The organism is Streptomyces sp. NPDC001606, assembly GCF_053596835.1.
This window is the reverse complement of record NZ_JBSFHC010000019.1, coordinates 91,964-107,405: the sequence shown is the minus strand read 5'-3', so window position 1 is coordinate 107,405 and position 15,442 is coordinate 91,964. Positions and strand designations below refer to the sequence as shown.

Genomic DNA, 15,442 nt, shown 5'->3' with positions numbered 1-15,442 from the left:
CGTGGAGCAGGCGTGGTTCCTGGCGTCCAGGTGGAGCGCGCCACTGTACGAACGACCTGGACGCCAGGGGCCGCGTCTGCTCGGCTCTGCCTGGGTCGATGGCGTACGGGATGGGAGCTCCCCACGCACGCCACAACGGACCCGCAGTCGGCGACGGCGCCCCCTCCATCCCGGTGCCGGCCGATCCCCCGCCGGAGGCATCGTTCTGACCGTAGCCGCTCCTGGTGGCACTCGCCTTGTGGTCTTCGGCTCGCTGCTATGCGCGCGGCACGGGCGCCGGCCGGGCTGGAGTGGGGCGGAGACAGGAGCGCAGGCCCGGCCGGGGGCCGGGCCGCGCGCGGGGAGCGGAGCGAGCCGCCTTGAACCAGTAGAGAAAGTTGTAACTCAGTCTGTCGGGCGGGGCTTGAAGTCGTACGCGCACGCTGGCAGTTCGGCCACCTGCCTGTGTGTGAGTGGCAGGAAGAGCACCGGTCGTATCGTCCAGGTGATGCGGGTCTGGGCGTGGGTCACTGACACTGTGCACGACTCGGCGCGCAGCAAGGCTCGTCGGGTCTCGATGCGGTCCTCGTAGAGCCACTCCCACGCCTCGTCCGAAGCATCCGAGTCCAAGGCCGGCGAGATGGTGCGGAGCGCGACCGCGACCCATCGGTCGGCCTGTAGTGCCGAGTAGGCGTCGAAGGATGCATGGAGGACCGGCCCCTGCTCCTGGGTGAGGTCTTCCGTCCAGCACTCGCACCAGAAGCCGCGGCGGAGGGGGTAGCTCAGCACGGGTGACCTCCCCGCCGGGCATCCGCGTACAGCTCCGCCGTCACCGTGCAGCCCTGCTCGCTGTCGTGGACGAGGACCCGGTGCGCGATCGCGCTGACCATGCCGAGACCCCGCCCGTGCTCGGCGGCCTCGACCTGGTGCAGCTGGTCCTCGACCTTCGGGACCGTGGCCGTACCGCCGTCGTCCGTGACCGAGACCGCGACCACCTGAGCGGAGACCGCGACGGCCAGGTGGAAGCTGCCGTGCTGCCGGCCGCTGGCGGTGTGGAGGATCGCGTTCGCGCTCAGCTCGCTGACGATCAGCTCGGCGTCCTCCGCCAGGGGGGAGTCCCGCAGGATGTCCCGGGTCCAGCGGCGGGCCCGGCTCACTTCTTCCGGGAATCCGACGCCGCCGGCCTTCGGCGCATCCGTCTGCACGACGCCCGGCACGGCTGCGCCACGCTCCTCACCGCGGCCGGTGTCGCGCCCCGCGTCGTGATGGAGATCCTGGGGCACAGCCAGATCAGCATCACCATGGACGTCTACACGCACGTGACCTCGGAGACGCAGCGCGAGGCCATCAGCCACATGGACCGCCTGCTCAGGCGCCGTGTCGACCGTGAGTGACCGCCCCCGTTGATGTCACCCGTGGATGTCGAACGCCCCGGACCGATCATCGGCCGGGGCGTTTGTGCTGCTCAGGATGAGAGCCCCCTGTCGGATTCGAACCGACGACCTTCGCTTTACAAGAGCGGCGCTCTGACCAGCTGAGCTAAGGAGGCGTGCACACCCCGGGGGTGTGTGCCTGTGCAGTGTACCCACGTCACATGGCCGCCCTGTCGAAAATTTCCGCGAAGTTCACAGGGGACGAGGTACTGACAGAGCGCGTGAACCCCAGGTAGCGTCCTGACCGGTTCACTCGCGTGGACTACACCAACCACCTTCCTACAACGGATCGTCCGGCACGTTCCTGCCGGTAGAAGGGGGCCCATTCACCATGGCCACTGTCACGTTCGACAAGGCGACCCGGATCTACCCGGGTTCCACCAAGCCCGCCGTCGACGGTCTCGACATCGCGATCGAGGACGGCGAGTTCCTCGTCCTGGTCGGCCCGTCGGGCTGCGGCAAGTCCACCTCGCTCCGGATGCTCGCGGGGCTCGAGGACGTCAACGGCGGCGCCATCCGCATCGGTGACCGCGACGTCACGCACCTGCCGCCCAAGGACCGGGACATCGCCATGGTGTTCCAGAACTACGCCCTGTACCCGCACATGACGGTCGCCGACAACATGGGCTTCGCGCTCAAGATCGCCGGCGTCAACAAGGCGGAGATCCGGCAGAAGGTCGAGGAGGCCGCGAAGATCCTCGACCTCACCGAGTACCTGGACCGCAAGCCGAAGGCCCTCTCCGGTGGTCAGCGCCAGCGTGTCGCCATGGGCCGCGCGATCGTCCGCGAGCCGCAGGTCTTCCTCATGGACGAGCCGCTGTCCAACCTGGACGCCAAGCTCCGCGTCTCCACCCGTACGCAGATCGCGTCCCTCCAGCGCCGGCTCGGCATCACCACCGTCTACGTCACCCACGACCAGGTCGAGGCCATGACGATGGGCGACCGGGTGGCCGTGCTGAAGGACGGTCTGCTCCAGCAGGTCGACTCGCCCCGCAACATGTACGACCGCCCGGCCAACCTCTTCGTCGCCGGCTTCATCGGCTCCCCGGCCATGAACCTGGTCGAGGTGCCGATCACCGACGGCGGCGTGAAGTTCGGCAACAGCGTGGTGCCGGTCAGCCGGGAGGCCCTGTCGGCCGCCGCGGACAAGGGCGACCGCACCGTCACGGTCGGCGTCCGCCCCGAGCACTTCGACGTGGTCGAGCTGGACGGCGGCACGGCCGCGTCCCTCTCCAAGGACAGCGCCGACGCCCCGGCCGGCCTCGCCGTCTCGGTGAACGTGGTCGAGGAGCTGGGCGCCGACGGCTACGTCTACGGCACCGCCGAGGTCGGCGGCGAGGTCAAGGACCTGGTCGTCCGTGTCAACGGCCGCCAGGTGCCGGAGAAGGGCGCCACCCTGCACGTCGTACCGCGGCCGGGTGAGACCCACGTGTTCTCGACGTCCACGGGCGAGCGACTCTCCGACTGAGCAGCGGTTTTCGCACGAAGTTGACGACAAGGGGCCCCGCGGAGCACCGCGGGACCCCTTTCGTGCGCCGCGGCGCGGAGATATACCCCGGCACAGCGATCATTTCGGACGGCCCGCGTCAACCCCATACCCAGAAAGAGGCGCGAGTTCTTCCCCCGAAGGGGTGACTAAATGTCGCCAAATCATTACCGGGCGCTACCCTCACACGCGTGAAGCACTCCACCACCACACAGACGCGACGCAGCCACCGGGGCCCTGCCCGCCGGGTCGGCCGCACCCTCGCCCTCGTCCTGCCCGTCGTCCTGGTGCTCTCCGGGACCCTCGCGGTCACCCGGGTCAACTGGACGGGAAGCCCCGCCAGCTCGGTGCTCACCGCCACCGACATCTCCTCGACGGAGGTCCTCCCGCGGGAGGTGCACTCCGGGCCGGTCTCCCGCGCCCCCGAGGACGTCCTCCGCGACAAGCTGATGGACGAGCTCCAGGACGAGAACCCGGGGGTCGTGCTGACCCACCTCCAGCAGGCCGTCAACGGGCACCCCGCGCTGGCCCGGCACTGCTCCACCATCGCCCGCGCCCTCGGCCGGGCCGCCGTGCACATCTACGGCGCCACCCGCGCCCAGTCGTACGCCCGCCCGGTGTGCGACACCGCCTTCGCCTCCGGCGTGCTCGCCGCGCACAGCTGAGGCCCCGGCCAAGACCTGGTTGGGAAGTCGGTTAACGGCTCCTTAAGGAGGCACCGCCACCGGCCGGGCCGAGCGGGGCGCGACGTACAGTGCGGTCATGACCCATCCGAACGCCGCGTCGCGCCCCACCCAAGCCGTGATCCTGGCCGGGGGCCAGGGCTCCCGGCTGCGTCCGTACACCGACGACCGGCCCAAGCCGATGGTCGAGATCCCCGGCACGGGCACTCCGATCATCGGGCACCAGCTCGCCTGGCTCGCCGAGGAAGGCGTGACGGACGTGGTGGTCTCCTGCGGCCACCTCGCCGACGTCCTCCAGAAATGGCTGGACTCGGCCGACCTCCCCCTCTCCGTCCGCACGGTCGTGGAGACGGAGCCGCTCGGCCGCGGCGGCGGTCTCAAGTACGCCGCGGCGCATCTGCCGCACCCCGACCGGCCGTGGTACGCCACCAACGGCGACATCTGGACCCGGTTCTCGCTGCGGGACATGGCCGACTTCCACACCGAGCGGGACGCCGTCGCGACGCTCGCGCTGGCGCGTCCGCGGATTCCGTGGGGGGCGGTGCAGACCGACGGGTTCGGTCGCATCACCGACTTCATCGAGGCCCCGCAGTCGACGTTCGAGATCAACGCGGGCGTGTACGTCTTCTCCCCCGAGTTCGCCGGTCTGCTGCCCGAGCGGGGCGACCACGAACGGACCACCTTCCCCGGCCTGGCCCGAGAGCTGAAACTGGCCGGCTTCACCATCCCGCAGGGCTCCTACTGGCGCGCCATCGACACGGCGAAGGACCTGTCGGAAGCGGCAAAGGAACTGGCCTCCCTGGGCCGCTAGCCCCCTACGACCCGCCACTCCCCCACACACACCGCCCAGGCCCCCTTCCCCGGGGGGCCTCTGCTGCAACTCGGGAACTTCCAGCGAAGGTGCTGCGTGCCGCGGCCGCACGGGGGCGCGAGGTACTGCCGCTGGGGGCGCCGCTGCGGCCCGGGGCCCGGTGGCCGGCCGCCGCCATGGGCCCACCCGTCGCCATGTATCGGAGGCGCTGCCGCCGCACGGCGGACAGCGGGGACGCCGCCCGGTGCCAAGGAGCCTGCCGCCCCGGCGGTAGCCGCACAGTGCCGGAATCAACCGAGCTCGGCGGCCCCGGGGCACACGGTCCCCGTCGCTGGAAGGGCGGCCCTCTACCGCCATCGGCCGCCCAGGGCTACGGCCCGGGCCGGTGGCGCGGGGGCACCCGGCGTCGTACCTCTGGTGCTGTCGCCACCCGTACCGCCGCCGGGGGCGCGCCTGCGGCCCGGGCGGCGGTGGCCGGCCGCCGACGTGCGCCCACTCGTCGCCATATCGCCCGGGGTGCCAAGAAGCCTGCCACCCCGGGCAGTGGCCGCCCGGGGGCCGGGCGCGCAGTCCCGGGCGTTGGAAGGGCCCCCGTACCTGAGTCGGTGCGGGGGCCCTTTGGGTGGGGGGTGGTCAGCCCAGGAGGCCGCCTACCAGGCCGGGTTGGCCGGAGGAGGAGGCGCCGCCGGAGGTGGGGCCGCCCGTGGTCGAGCCGGTGGTGCTGGTGCCGCCCGTGCTGGTCGGGCCCGCCGTGGTGGCCGGGGCGCCGCCGGTCGGGGCGGACCGGCGGGGCGGGATCTGGCCGGTGGTGCCCTGGGTCTGGCTGGGCGTGACGGTCGTACCGCCCGTGGTGTGCGTCGCGCCCGGGGTCGTCGCCGCGCCGGAGGGGCTGGCGCCGGCCGTGGCGCCGACCGTGGGGGTGGCCGTCGGGGCCTTGCTGTGCCGCTGGCCGGGCCGCTGCGGGAGCGGGGAGCCGGGGAGGTTGTTGCGGGGGGCCTCGCCGGGGCCGGGGACCACGACACGGCTGGAGTCGCGGACGGCGCCGCCGAGCAGCGAGCCGACCAGCAGGGTGAGGCCGACGGTGATCGCGGTGATGAGGGCGCCGCGGCGCAGCACGAAGCGGCGCAGCTCCCAGATGTCGGCGCGCGGGCCGAGCCGCCGCCAGGCGCCCGCCGCGAGCCGGCCGTCCACCGAGTAGACCGGGGCACCGGCGATGATCAGCGGGGACCAGGCGGCGAGATAGATGATGTCGGGGGCGTCGTACGCGGGGACCGTCTTCCAGCTGACCGTCACGATCAGCGCGGCGGAGAGCAGGGCGCCGACGACCGCGGCCACCCGCTGCCAGCAGCCGAGGACGGTCAGGACGCCGACGACCACCTGGAGGAAGGCGATGAGCAGTCCGGCGCCGACCGGGTGGTGCAGGGCGGCCTGGCGCAGCGGTTCGGCGACGTCCCAGGGGTGCAGGGTGTTGAGCCACTTGACCATGGAGCCGCGCTTGCCGCCGTCGAAGTAGACGGGGTCGCACAGCTTGCCCATGCCGGCGTAGATGGAGATGAAGCCGAGGAAGATGCGCAGCGGGAGCAGGACGACGCCGAGGTTCATCCGGCGGCCGGGGTAGTACGCGTGCCGGGCCGGGTCGTCGCTCTGGCGGCGGAGGGGACGCGGGTCGGCGTAGTCGTCGTATCCGTCGGCCGCGTACTCGGCGTCCGCGTAGCCGTCGTCCGCGTAGCCGTCGTCCGCGGCGTCCGTGCCTGCGCCCGCAGGCTCGTCGTAGGCGCTGGTCACCGTGCGCATGTGCGGCAGCAGGCGGGTGCCCTCGGCGTCCGCGGGGGTGCGCTGGTGGCCTACGACAGGGGTCTCGACGGTCTGGTCGAGCGCGTCGTAGGTGTCGGCGTACCCGGCCGGGACGCGCGGGATGACCTGGGTGGCGCCCGGCTCGGCGTCCTCGGCGTGGCGGACGCTGCTGCCCCGCACCGCCTGGAGGAGCCGGTGCGCGCCGGTGTCGTCCGGGGCGGACTTGCCGCTCCACACGACGGGACGGCGGCGGCCGCCGGCGCCCGCCACGCCCGCCGTACCGACGACGGGCGTCCGGGCGGTGTTCTGGGCGGCGCTCAGATGCCGGGCGATCCGCGGGGATTGGGGCCGCTTCGCCGATCCGCCCAGCTGCACGCGGAAGCTGGCGTGATTGACGATGGTCTGCGCCGGATCGCTCGGCACCTTCACCATGCTCAGCGCGGGAGCGTCATCGGGCCCGGAAGCGAATCCGGAGCGGAATCCCGACGAGCGGTCCCCCGTGGGTGTGCGGGGTGTTCTGGTGTCCACACTCATCTAACCGAGTGACGTGGAGTTAGGACACTGCTTTGACCGCCCGGATGTGTCCGGACCCCGTCAAAGCACCGTCGAACACCCCATGGACACCGGAATTACCCCGCACAGGTGAAATCCCGGACGGGTGTTCAGCTCCGCCTGCGCGCCGCTTCGTACAGCACGATGCCCGCGGCCACACCGGCGTTCAGGGACTCGGCGCCGCCCGGCATCGGGATGCGGACACGGATGTCGCAGGTCTCGCCGACCAGCCGGGACAGGCCCTTGCCCTCGCTGCCGACCACGATGACGACCGGGCCCTGGAGCGCGTCCAGCTCGCCGAGTTCGGCCTCGCCGTCCGCCGCCAGACCGACGACCGTGAGACCGGCCTTCTTGTACGCCTCCAGAGCCCGGGTGAGGTTGGTGGCGCGGGCGACCGGAGTGCGCGCGGCCGTACCGGCGGAGGTCTTCCAGGCGCCGGCGGTCATCCCGGCCGAACGGCGCTCGGGCACGACCACGCCGTGGCCGCCGAAGGCGGAGACCGAACGGACGACGGCGCCGAGGTTGCGCGGGTCGGTGACGCCGTCGAGGGCGACGACCAGCGGGTCCGCGCCCTCGTCGGCCGCCGCGTCGAGCAGGTCCTCGGGGTGCGCGTACTCGTACGGCGGGACCTGGAGGACCAGGCCCTGGTGGTTGAGGCCGTTCGTCATCCGGTCCAGCTCGGGACGCGGGGCCTCCATGAGGTTGATGCCCCCGCGCTCGGCGGCCAGCTGGAGGGCCTCGCGGACCCGCTCGTCGTTGTCGATGAACTGCTGGACGTACAGCGTGGAGGCGGGCACCCCCTCGCGCAGCGCCTCGACCACCGGGTTACGGCCGACGACCAGCTCGGAGGCGGACTTGCCGCCGCGGCCGCGGGGCGCGGGGCGCCGTACCGTCTGCTTGGCCTTGGCGTTGGCGATGCGGTTCTTCTTGTGGCCCTTGCGCATCTCGGCGGGCGGGGTGGGGCCCTTGCCCTCCAGGCCCTTGCGCCGCTGGCCGCCGCTGCCGACCTGCGCGCCCTTCTTGCCGGACATGCGGCGGTTGTTGGTGGCCATGACCTACCTGTTCTCTACGGAAGTGTGTGCGTACGTCTATGCAGTGTGCCGCCCGGAGGGCCGGGCGGCACAATCGATCTTCTGATCGGGGGCGGAGTCAGCGGGGCCCGAGGGTCCAGCGGGGGCCCTGCGGGCTGTCCTCGATGACGAGACCGGACTGGTTGAGCTGGTCGCGGATGGCGTCGGCGGTCGCCCAGTCCTTGCGGGCCCGGGCGGACTCGCGCTGCTCCAGGACGAGCCGGACCAGGCTGTCGACCACGCCGTGCAGGTCCTCGCTCTGCTCCGCCTCCCCGGCCCACTGCTCGTCGAGCGGGTCCAGGCCGAGGACGGCGAGCATGGCCCGCACCTCGGCCATGCGGGCGACGGCGGCTTCCTTGTCGTCGGCGGCCAGCGCGGCGTTGCCCTGCCGGACCGTGGTGTGCACGACGGCGAGGGCCTGCGGGACGCCCAGGTCGTCGTCCATCGCCTCGGCGAAGGCGGGCGGGACCTCGGCCGCCGGCTCGACGGTCTTCCCGGCCAGCTCGGTGACGCGCTGGAGGAAGCCCTCGATCCGGCCGAACGCGGCCTCGGCCTCGCGCAGCGACTCCTCGCTGTACTCGATCATCGAGCGGTAGTGCGGGGTGCCGAGGTAGTAGCGCAGCACGATCGGACGCCACCGCTTGACCATCTCGGAGACGAGCACGCTGTTGCCGAGCGACTTGGACATCTTGTCGCCGGCGATGGTCACCCAGGCGTTGTGCAGCCAGTACCGGGCGAACTCGTCGCCGTACGCCTTGGCCTGGGCGATCTCGTTCTCGTGGTGCGGGAAGATCAGGTCGATGCCGCCGCCGTGGATGTCGAAGGCGGAGCCGAGGTACTTGTGCGCCATCGCCGAGCACTCCAGGTGCCAGCCGGGGCGGCCGGGGCCCCACGGGGTGGGCCAGGTCGGCTCGCCCGGCTTGGCGGACTTCCACAGGGCGAAGTCGCGCGGGTCCCGCTTGCCGGTCTCGCCGTCGCCGGACGGCTGGCGCAGGTTGTCCAGCTCCTGCCGGGACAGCTCCAGGTAACCCGGGAAGGACCGCACGTCGAAGTAGACGTTGCCGTCGGCGGCGTAGGCGTGGCCGCGGTCGATGAGCGTCTGCATCATCTCGACCATCTCGGTCACATGGCCGGTGGCACGCGGCTCGTAGGTCGGCGGGAGGCAACCGAGCACGGTGTAGCCGTCGTTGAAGGCGCGCTCGTTCTCGTACCCGATCGACCACCACGGGCGGCCCTGCTCCTGGGCCTTCGTGATGATCTTGTCGTCGATGTCCGTCACGTTCCGGACGAACGTCACGTCGTAGCCGCGGTACGCGAACCAGCGGCGCAGGATGTCGAAGTTCAGGCCCGAGCGGATGTGCCCGATGTGGGGTGCCGCCTGCACGGTGGCGCCACACAGGTAGATCGAGACACAACCCGGCGTGAGCGGGGTGAAGTCACGGATCTGCCGGGCGCTGGTGTCGTACAGGCGAATAGTCACGACTCCAGAGTAGTGGGCGCGGGCGAGTGCCATGTGCCGACTGCCGAGGATTGCCGCCGCGCCCCGCCGCTGGTCCCGGCCGGCCGCCACTCACAGCATTCCGGCGCCCTTCGCTCACAGCATTCCGACGACCTTCCGCGGCGTGATCCGTACGACCACTCGCTGGGCGTCGTTCGCGGCGGCGGGGTTGAACTCGCGGTACTTCTTGCCGGTGTACTTCTCGCTCAGGGTGTCGATCAGTTCCGGACCGCCCTCGGTGGTCATCTCGGCGGTGCCGCGGATCTCGGCGTACGCGTAGGGCTGGTCGGGCTTCATGACGACCACGGTCACCCGGGGGTCCCGCTGGAGGTTCTTGTACTTGCGGCGGTCGACCGTGGTGGAGAAGAGGACGTGGTCGCCGTCGCGCTGCACCCAGACCGGGGACATCTGCGGGCTGCCGTCGGGCTGGACGGTGCCGACGACGATGAACACCTTCTCGTCGAGCACGCTCTTGAGGTCGTCGGAGAGGGCGGCGGTCATGGGGTACCTCCGGAGAGCGAGGGGCCGGCGGTCACTCGGCCGACATGCGGGGTGACTCTCCGTTCACCCTCGCACGCCCACGGCCCACCCGCATCAGGGATCGCCCGGACATCACCCTGGCGGGTACGGCGCCACACCCTGAGTGGGTACGGCGCCACACCCTCAGTGGGTACGACCTCAGCGGGTGCGCACCACGAGGGCCGTCGCCACCGCCATGAGCCCTTCCTCCCGGCCGGGGAAGCCGAGCCCGTCCGTGGTCGCGCCGGAGACCGACACGGGTGCGCCGGCCGCCTCGGAGAGGATCTTCTGGGCCTCGTCCCGGCGCTTGCCGATCTTCGGGCGGGGGCCGATCACCTGGACGGCGACGTTGCCGATGGTGAAGCCGGCCTCGCGGACGATCCGGGCGGCCTCGGTGAGGAGGGTGACGCCGGAGGCGCCGGACCACTCGGGGCGGCCGGTGCCGAAGTGCTGGCCGAGGTCACCGAGGCCGGCGGCGGAGAAGAGGGCGTTGCAGGCGGCGTGCGCGACCACGTCGGCGTCGGAGTGGCCGGCCAGCCCGGTCCCCTCGCCCTCCCACTTCAGGCCCGCGCACCACAGCTCGCGGCCCTCCTCGAAGGCGTGGATGTCGGCGCCGATGCCGACCTGCGGCAGGGGGAAGGCCTGCGGCACGGAAGGGGTCTGCGCCAGGGGAGAGGTCTGATCAGAAGCCATCGTTGAGCCTCCTGCGGGCCAGGACCGCCTCGGCGAGGACGAGGTCGAGGGGGCGGGTGACCTTGAAGGCCTCCTCGTGGCCGGGGACGGCGACGACCGTCAGGCCCAGCTGCTCGACCATGCTCGCGTCGTCGGTGACGTTCTCGGTGACCGACTCGTGGGCGCGCAGCAGGGTCGCGCGGTCGAAGCCCTGGGGCGTCTGGACGGCGCGCAGCCGGGCCCGCGCGGGGGTCGACAGGACGGGCTCGGGGTCGCCGGGCACGGCCGCGGGCTCGACCTCCTTCACGGTGTCGGCCAGCGGCAGCGCGGGGACCACGGCGGGGGCGCCGTCGCGTACCGCCTCGATGACCCCGTCGACGGTGTCGACGGGGACGAGCGGGCGGGCCGCGTCATGGACCAGGACGATGCCGTACTCGGGGGGCAGGGCGTCGAGGCCCAGCCGGACCGACTCCTGGCGGGACTCGCCGCCGGGCACCACGAGGAAGTCGGTGCGCTCGGGCAGGGCGTGGACGTCGAGGAGCGACTTGACCTCGGCGGCGCCGTCCGGCGGGGCCACGACGATCACCAGGGAGACATGGCGGGAGGCGGCGAGCGCCCGCACCGCGTGGATGAGCATCGGCGTGCCGCCCAGCGCGCGGAGCGCCTTGGGGGCGCCCGGACCGAGGCGTACACCCCGGCCGGCGGCGGGAATCACGGCGGCGACGGGGGTCGGCGCGGGCGAGGGGCGCGATTCGTCAGACATCGGTTCCTGTCAGGTTTGTGTGCTCGACCTAGGTGGGTATGGCCTGGAGGAGTGCCGGGCGCGACGCCTTGACCGGACCCTTTCCGTGACCCTGGTCGAGCCATCCGCCCGGGCCCGGCACCTCAAGTATCGGGGGCTCTCACAGGCGCGGGCTCACCGAGTGGGGACACTGCGGGTATGAAGATGCCGCAGCGCCCGGCGACAGTTCAGTGTCATCGGGCACCGCGGCATTTCAGTGTGCTGGGCGTGCCGGAAGCGAAGGTTCGCTGCCGTCGCGCGTCAGGAGGCGAGCACCTCGTCGAGCAGGGCCTCGGCCTTGTCCTCGTTCGTGTTCTCCGCGAGCGCCAGCTCGCTCACCAGGATCTGGCGTGCCTTGGCGAGCATGCGCTTCTCGCCGGCGGACAGTCCGCGCTCGCGCTCGCGACGCCACAGGTCGCGCACGACCTCGGCGACCTTGATGACATCGCCGGAGGCGAGCTTCTCCAGGTTTGCCTTGTAGCGACGGGACCAGTTCGTGGGCTCCTCCGCGTACGGCGCGCGCAGCACCTCGAAGACCCGGTCCAGCCCGTCCTGACCGACCACATCACGCACGCCGACGAACTCCGCATTGTCCGCTGGCACACGCACCGTGAGGTCACCCTGGGCGACCTTCAGCACCAAGTAGGTCTTGTCCACGCCTTTGATCTGGCGAGTTTCGATGGCCTCGATCAGCGCGGCCCCGTGATGGGGATAGACCACGGTGTCGCCAACCTTGAACGTCATGTGACAGGTACCCCTTCCGTGGCTATCCAGGGTAACACGGATACGGCGTCTTCTGAATGGCGTTTTCGCAGGTCAGGGCATATCTCGGGGCTTGACAACAGTAACCGGAACGTGCTGCGAGGGGCCCACGGAAGCAGGTATTCGCAGGTCGGAGGGGCTCTTCGCGCGGGACGAAACGGGTACGTTACACACTCCGCGAGCCCGTTCCAAGTGGTTGAACATCCCGTTTTGTCCGGTTCCAGGCGTGCGAGTTCCGCTACTCCGTTCGGTGGCCTCCGGCCGATGTGAGCCGATTCCAAAATTGATCAACGCGCCCCGGAAGGGGTCCCGGGTGCACATCAGGTGATCAATTTCGGCGAGCAGATCCGGGGGGACATCAGACGGTCGCGCATTCCTTCACGGAACATTTGCGAGTGGTTATGTGAATGACGGACGAGCGCTCGGCAAAGTGACTGATGAGTCACTTGTGACGGGAGTGACTGCCGGGACAGAGGACGGGGAGAACAGGAACGCCGTACCCCCAGCCGGAGGGAACCGCGGGCCAGGGGGAGGGTCGGGTGCGGACGCTCAGGAACGGCTCGGTAACCTAAGGCCGCTGACAGACCCTTAGGGCGGCTTTATAAGGAAGGCCGCCCCTGCGTTCAAGGAGTTGCCGCCGCCGTGAGCAGCAGCCTTCGACGCGGCGCCCTCGCCGCCTCCGCCATCGCCTTCTCGATCGCCTCGCTCGCCGCCTGCGGCGCCGGAAACAACTCGCAGACGCTGGAGGTCAAGCCGAACAGCGCGGCGACCAGCGTCGGTGACATCAAGATCCAGAACGCCACCGTCATCACGCAGCCCGACCTGAAGTCGACCGGTCCGGCCGTGGTCTCCGCGACGCTGTTCAACACCGGCGCCAAGGACCAGACCCTCCAGTCGATCGCCATCCCGGGCAGCAACGAGACCGTCAAGCTGACCCCGGCCAAGGGCAAGGACCTGACCGTCCCGGCGCACGGCTCGCTGATCCTCGGCGGCCAGGGCAACGCCTCCGCGGAGATCCCGAACGGCCGCGCGTCCGTGCAGGACGGCAACGCCCAGAAGGTCACCTTCACCTTCAGCACGACCGGTGCCGTGAGCCTGCGCGCCTACGTGGTGCCGGCCACCGAGTACTTCGACAAGTGGGGCCCGAGCCAGATGCCGTCCGCCTCGCCGACCGCCTCCGCGGCCCCGGGCTCCACCCCGTCGGGCAGTGGCAAGCCCGCGAAGAACGGCAAGAACGGCAAGGCCACCCCGTCGGCGGGCGCGAGCGCCTCCACGGGCACCGGCGCCGCGGCCACCCCGAGCGACTCCGCGTCCCAGTCGGCGGCCGGCCGGTAGGCAGCGGCAGACGGTCGTACGCACGCACGACGAAGAGGGCGGCACCCCCGGCCAGGGGTGCCGCCCTCTTCGTACGCCTACGACTCTCTACTGCTCTTTACGGCTCGAACTTGTAGCCAAGGCCGCGGACCGTCACCAGGTACCTCGGCGCCCCCGGGTCCGGCTCGATCTTGGCGCGGAGGCGCTTGACGTGGACGTCGAGCGTCTTGGTGTCGCCCACGTAGTCGGCGCCCCACACCCGGTCGATGAGCTGCATCCGGGTCAGCACGCGGCCGGCGTTGCGCAGCAGCATCTCCAGCAGGTCGAACTCCTTGAGGGGGAGGTCGACCTTGGCGCCCGCCACCGTCACCACATGGCGGTCGACGTCCATCCGGACCGGGCCCGCCTCCAGCGCGGCCGGGGTGACCTCCTCCGGCTCGCCGCGGCGGCGCAGCACGGCACGGATCCGGGCCACCAGCTCACGCGAGGAGAAGGGCTTGGTGACGTAGTCGTCGGCTCCTATCTCCAGGCCGACGACCTTGTCGATCTCGCTGTCCTTGGCCGTCACCATGATCACGGGGACGTTGGAGCGGCCGCGCAGCTGCCGGCACACCTCCGTGCCGGGCAGCCCCGGCAGCATCAGGTCGAGGAGGACGAGGTCGGCGCCGTTGCGCTCGAACTCGTCGAGTCCGTCGGGGCCGGTCGCGGCCACGGCGACCTCGAAGCCCTCCTTGCGCAGCATGTACGACAGGGCGTCGGAGAAGGACTCCTCGTCCTCGACGACGAGCACTCGGGTCACGGAAGGACCTCCGGGGCGGGAAGCGGTTCGTACGGGGATGGATCGGTGCCCGCCTCGTCGTCGAGGTCGGGGTGCTGCTGGGCGCGGTCGCGGGCCGCGGCCGCCTCCGGCAGTCGAAGCGTGAAGGTGGAGCCCTGGCCCTCCGCGCTCCAGACCGTGACCTCGCCGCCGTGCGAGGCGACCACGTGCTTGACGATGGCGAGCCCCAGGCCGGTGCCGCCGGTGGCCCGGGAGCGGGCCGGGTCGACGCGGTAGAAGCGCTCGAAGATGCGCTCCTTGTCCTTGTCGGAGATGCCGATGCCCTGGTCGGTCACGGCGATCTCGATCAGGTCGCCGCCGGGCGCGGCCACCCGGCGGGCGGCGATGCCGACGCGGGTGCGGGCCGGGGAGTAGTTGACGGCGTTCTCGACCAGGTTGCCGAGGGCGGCGGCCAGCTGGCCGCGGTTGCCCCAGACGCGCAGGTCGGCCGTGCCGCCGGCGGCCATGGTGATCTGCTTGGTGCCCGCCTGGTGGCGGCAGCGGTCCATCGCCTCGGCGACCAGCTCGTCCACGCCGACGGGCTCGGCGTCCTCCAGCGGGTCGTCGTTCTGCACCCGGGAGAGGTCGATCAGCTCCTGGACCAGGTTGGTCAGCCGGGTCGCCTCGATCTGCATCCGGCCCGCGAAGCGCTGTACGGCCTCGGGGTCGTCGGAGGCGTCCATCACGGCCTCGGAGAGCAGGGAGAGCGCGCCGACCGGGGTCTTCAGCTCATGGCTGACGTTGGCCACGAAGTCGCGGCGCACCGCCTCGATCCGGCGGGCCTCCGTCAGGTCCTCGACCAGCAGCAGGACCAGGCGGGAGCCGAGCGGGGCCACCCGCGCGGAGACCGCGAGGGCCTCGCCGCGCCCGGTGCCGCGCCGGGGCAGATCCAGTTCGACCTGGCGTATCTCGCCGTCTCTGCGGGTGTCGCGGGCCATCTGGAGCATCGGCTCCACGGAGAGCTTGCCGCCGCGGACCAGCCCGAGGGCGTAGGCGGCGGAGCTGGCCTTGACGACGGCGTCGGCCTCGTCGAGCACGACGGCGGAGGAGCGGAGCACGGACAGCACGGTGTCCACGCCGGGCGGGAGTACAGGGTCAGTGTGCAAGGAAGTCCTGGTCGGTCGCTTCTGGTCGCGTTCGCTCCAGCGGAACGCCAGCATGGCGATGACACCGGTCAGTACCCCGGCGATCGCTGCCGCTGCGGCGACCGCCGCGTTCACGTCCATGCCTCCAGGTTAGGCATGGCGTACGACATGACCACAGCCGTCGCA

General features: G+C 71.3%; 15 protein-coding genes, 1 tRNA gene and 1 pseudogene. 5 read left to right on the top strand and 12 right to left on the bottom strand.

Annotation, left to right across the window (positions count from 1 at the left end; translation table 11 throughout):
- Window positions 1-384: 384 nt before the first annotated feature.
- Window positions 385-768, bottom strand: a complete 384-nt coding sequence (locus ACWCV9_RS29250) for a hypothetical protein (RefSeq protein ID WP_450790981.1) — start codon at window positions 766-768, stop codon at window positions 385-387.
- The gene (locus ACWCV9_RS29245) at window positions 762-1,196 is read right to left on the bottom strand and encodes an ATP-binding protein (protein ID WP_450790980.1); all 435 of its coding nucleotides are present in this window, start codon (window positions 1,194-1,196) and stop codon (window positions 762-764) included. The genes ACWCV9_RS29250 and ACWCV9_RS29245 overlap by 7 nt, the downstream gene beginning before the upstream one ends.
- On the opposite strand from ACWCV9_RS29245, the pseudogene ACWCV9_RS29240 reads away from it, so the two are divergent.
- A pseudogene (locus tag ACWCV9_RS29240) lies at window positions 1,152-1,373 on the top strand (tyrosine-type recombinase/integrase); the annotation flags it as partial. The gene ACWCV9_RS29245 and the pseudogene ACWCV9_RS29240 overlap by 45 nt on opposite strands.
- Before the next feature lie 81 nt (window positions 1,374-1,454).
- Here the strand turns inward: ACWCV9_RS29240 and ACWCV9_RS29235 are convergent.
- Window positions 1,455-1,528: transfer RNA gene (locus ACWCV9_RS29235), tRNA-Thr, on the bottom strand.
- A 215-nt stretch (window positions 1,529-1,743) separates the two neighbouring features.
- Here ACWCV9_RS29235 and ACWCV9_RS29230 point away from each other — a divergent pair.
- From ACWCV9_RS29230 to ACWCV9_RS29220, 3 genes are all read left to right on the top strand, one after another.
- Complete coding sequence (locus tag ACWCV9_RS29230; protein WP_450790978.1) at window positions 1,744-2,880, top strand: ABC transporter ATP-binding protein; 1,137 nt, start codon at window positions 1,744-1,746, stop codon at window positions 2,878-2,880.
- Between the two features lie 209 nt (window positions 2,881-3,089).
- On the top strand, window positions 3,090-3,563 hold the full coding sequence (locus ACWCV9_RS29225; RefSeq protein WP_450790977.1) for a hypothetical protein: 474 nt from the start codon (window positions 3,090-3,092) through the stop codon (window positions 3,561-3,563).
- 97 nt (window positions 3,564-3,660) lie between these two features.
- Complete coding sequence (locus ACWCV9_RS29220) at window positions 3,661-4,392, top strand: nucleotidyltransferase family protein (protein ID WP_450790975.1); 732 nt, start codon at window positions 3,661-3,663, stop codon at window positions 4,390-4,392.
- A 633-nt stretch (window positions 4,393-5,025) separates the two neighbouring features.
- Here ACWCV9_RS29220 and ACWCV9_RS29215 read toward each other — a convergent pair.
- The 7 genes from ACWCV9_RS29215 to ACWCV9_RS29185 form a co-directional block, all read right to left on the bottom strand.
- Complete coding sequence (locus tag ACWCV9_RS29215; RefSeq protein WP_450790973.1) at window positions 5,026-6,720, bottom strand: DoxX family membrane protein; 1,695 nt, start codon at window positions 6,718-6,720, stop codon at window positions 5,026-5,028.
- 128 nt (window positions 6,721-6,848) lie between these two features.
- Entirely contained in the window at window positions 6,849-7,790 is a 942-nt protein-coding gene (gene rlmB / locus ACWCV9_RS29210; protein ID WP_385845596.1) for a 23S rRNA (guanosine(2251)-2'-O)-methyltransferase RlmB, read from the bottom strand.
- 97 nt (window positions 7,791-7,887) lie between these two features.
- Window positions 7,888-9,288, bottom strand: a complete 1,401-nt coding sequence (gene cysS / locus ACWCV9_RS29205) for a cysteine--tRNA ligase (RefSeq protein ID WP_450790971.1) — start codon at window positions 9,286-9,288, stop codon at window positions 7,888-7,890.
- A 114-nt stretch (window positions 9,289-9,402) separates the two neighbouring features.
- Window positions 9,403-9,807: a PPOX class F420-dependent oxidoreductase gene (locus tag ACWCV9_RS29200; protein WP_450790969.1), complete on the bottom strand. Its 405-nt coding sequence runs from the start codon at window positions 9,805-9,807 to the stop codon at window positions 9,403-9,405.
- Between the two features lie 177 nt (window positions 9,808-9,984).
- Window positions 9,985-10,518 carry a 2-C-methyl-D-erythritol 2,4-cyclodiphosphate synthase gene (gene ispF, locus ACWCV9_RS29195; RefSeq protein ID WP_450790967.1) on the bottom strand — a complete coding sequence of 178 codons (534 nt, stop codon included), beginning with the start codon at window positions 10,516-10,518 and terminating at the stop codon, window positions 9,985-9,987.
- Window positions 10,508-11,260 (bottom strand): 2-C-methyl-D-erythritol 4-phosphate cytidylyltransferase, encoded by a 753-nt coding sequence (gene ispD, locus ACWCV9_RS29190; RefSeq protein ID WP_450790965.1) that lies wholly within the window; start codon window positions 11,258-11,260, stop codon window positions 10,508-10,510. The genes ispF and ispD overlap by 11 nt, the downstream gene beginning before the upstream one ends.
- Before the next feature lie 279 nt (window positions 11,261-11,539).
- Complete coding sequence (locus ACWCV9_RS29185) at window positions 11,540-12,022, bottom strand: CarD family transcriptional regulator (protein WP_003953493.1); 483 nt, start codon at window positions 12,020-12,022, stop codon at window positions 11,540-11,542.
- 660 nt (window positions 12,023-12,682) lie between these two features.
- Here ACWCV9_RS29185 and ACWCV9_RS29180 point away from each other — a divergent pair.
- Entirely contained in the window at window positions 12,683-13,375 is a 693-nt protein-coding gene (locus ACWCV9_RS29180; RefSeq protein WP_450790963.1) for a DUF461 domain-containing protein, read from the top strand.
- 97 nt (window positions 13,376-13,472) lie between these two features.
- On the opposite strand, the gene ACWCV9_RS29175 is transcribed toward ACWCV9_RS29180, so the two are convergent.
- Together ACWCV9_RS29175 and ACWCV9_RS29170 are read right to left on the bottom strand one after the other, a co-directional pair.
- The gene (locus ACWCV9_RS29175; RefSeq protein WP_046419660.1) at window positions 13,473-14,153 is read right to left on the bottom strand and encodes a response regulator transcription factor; all 681 of its coding nucleotides are present in this window, start codon (window positions 14,151-14,153) and stop codon (window positions 13,473-13,475) included.
- On the bottom strand, window positions 14,150-15,397 hold the full coding sequence (locus ACWCV9_RS29170; protein ID WP_450790962.1) for a sensor histidine kinase: 1,248 nt from the start codon (window positions 15,395-15,397) through the stop codon (window positions 14,150-14,152). Before ACWCV9_RS29170 ends, ACWCV9_RS29175 begins: the two co-directional genes overlap by 4 nt.
- Window positions 15,398-15,442 lie beyond the last annotated feature (45 nt).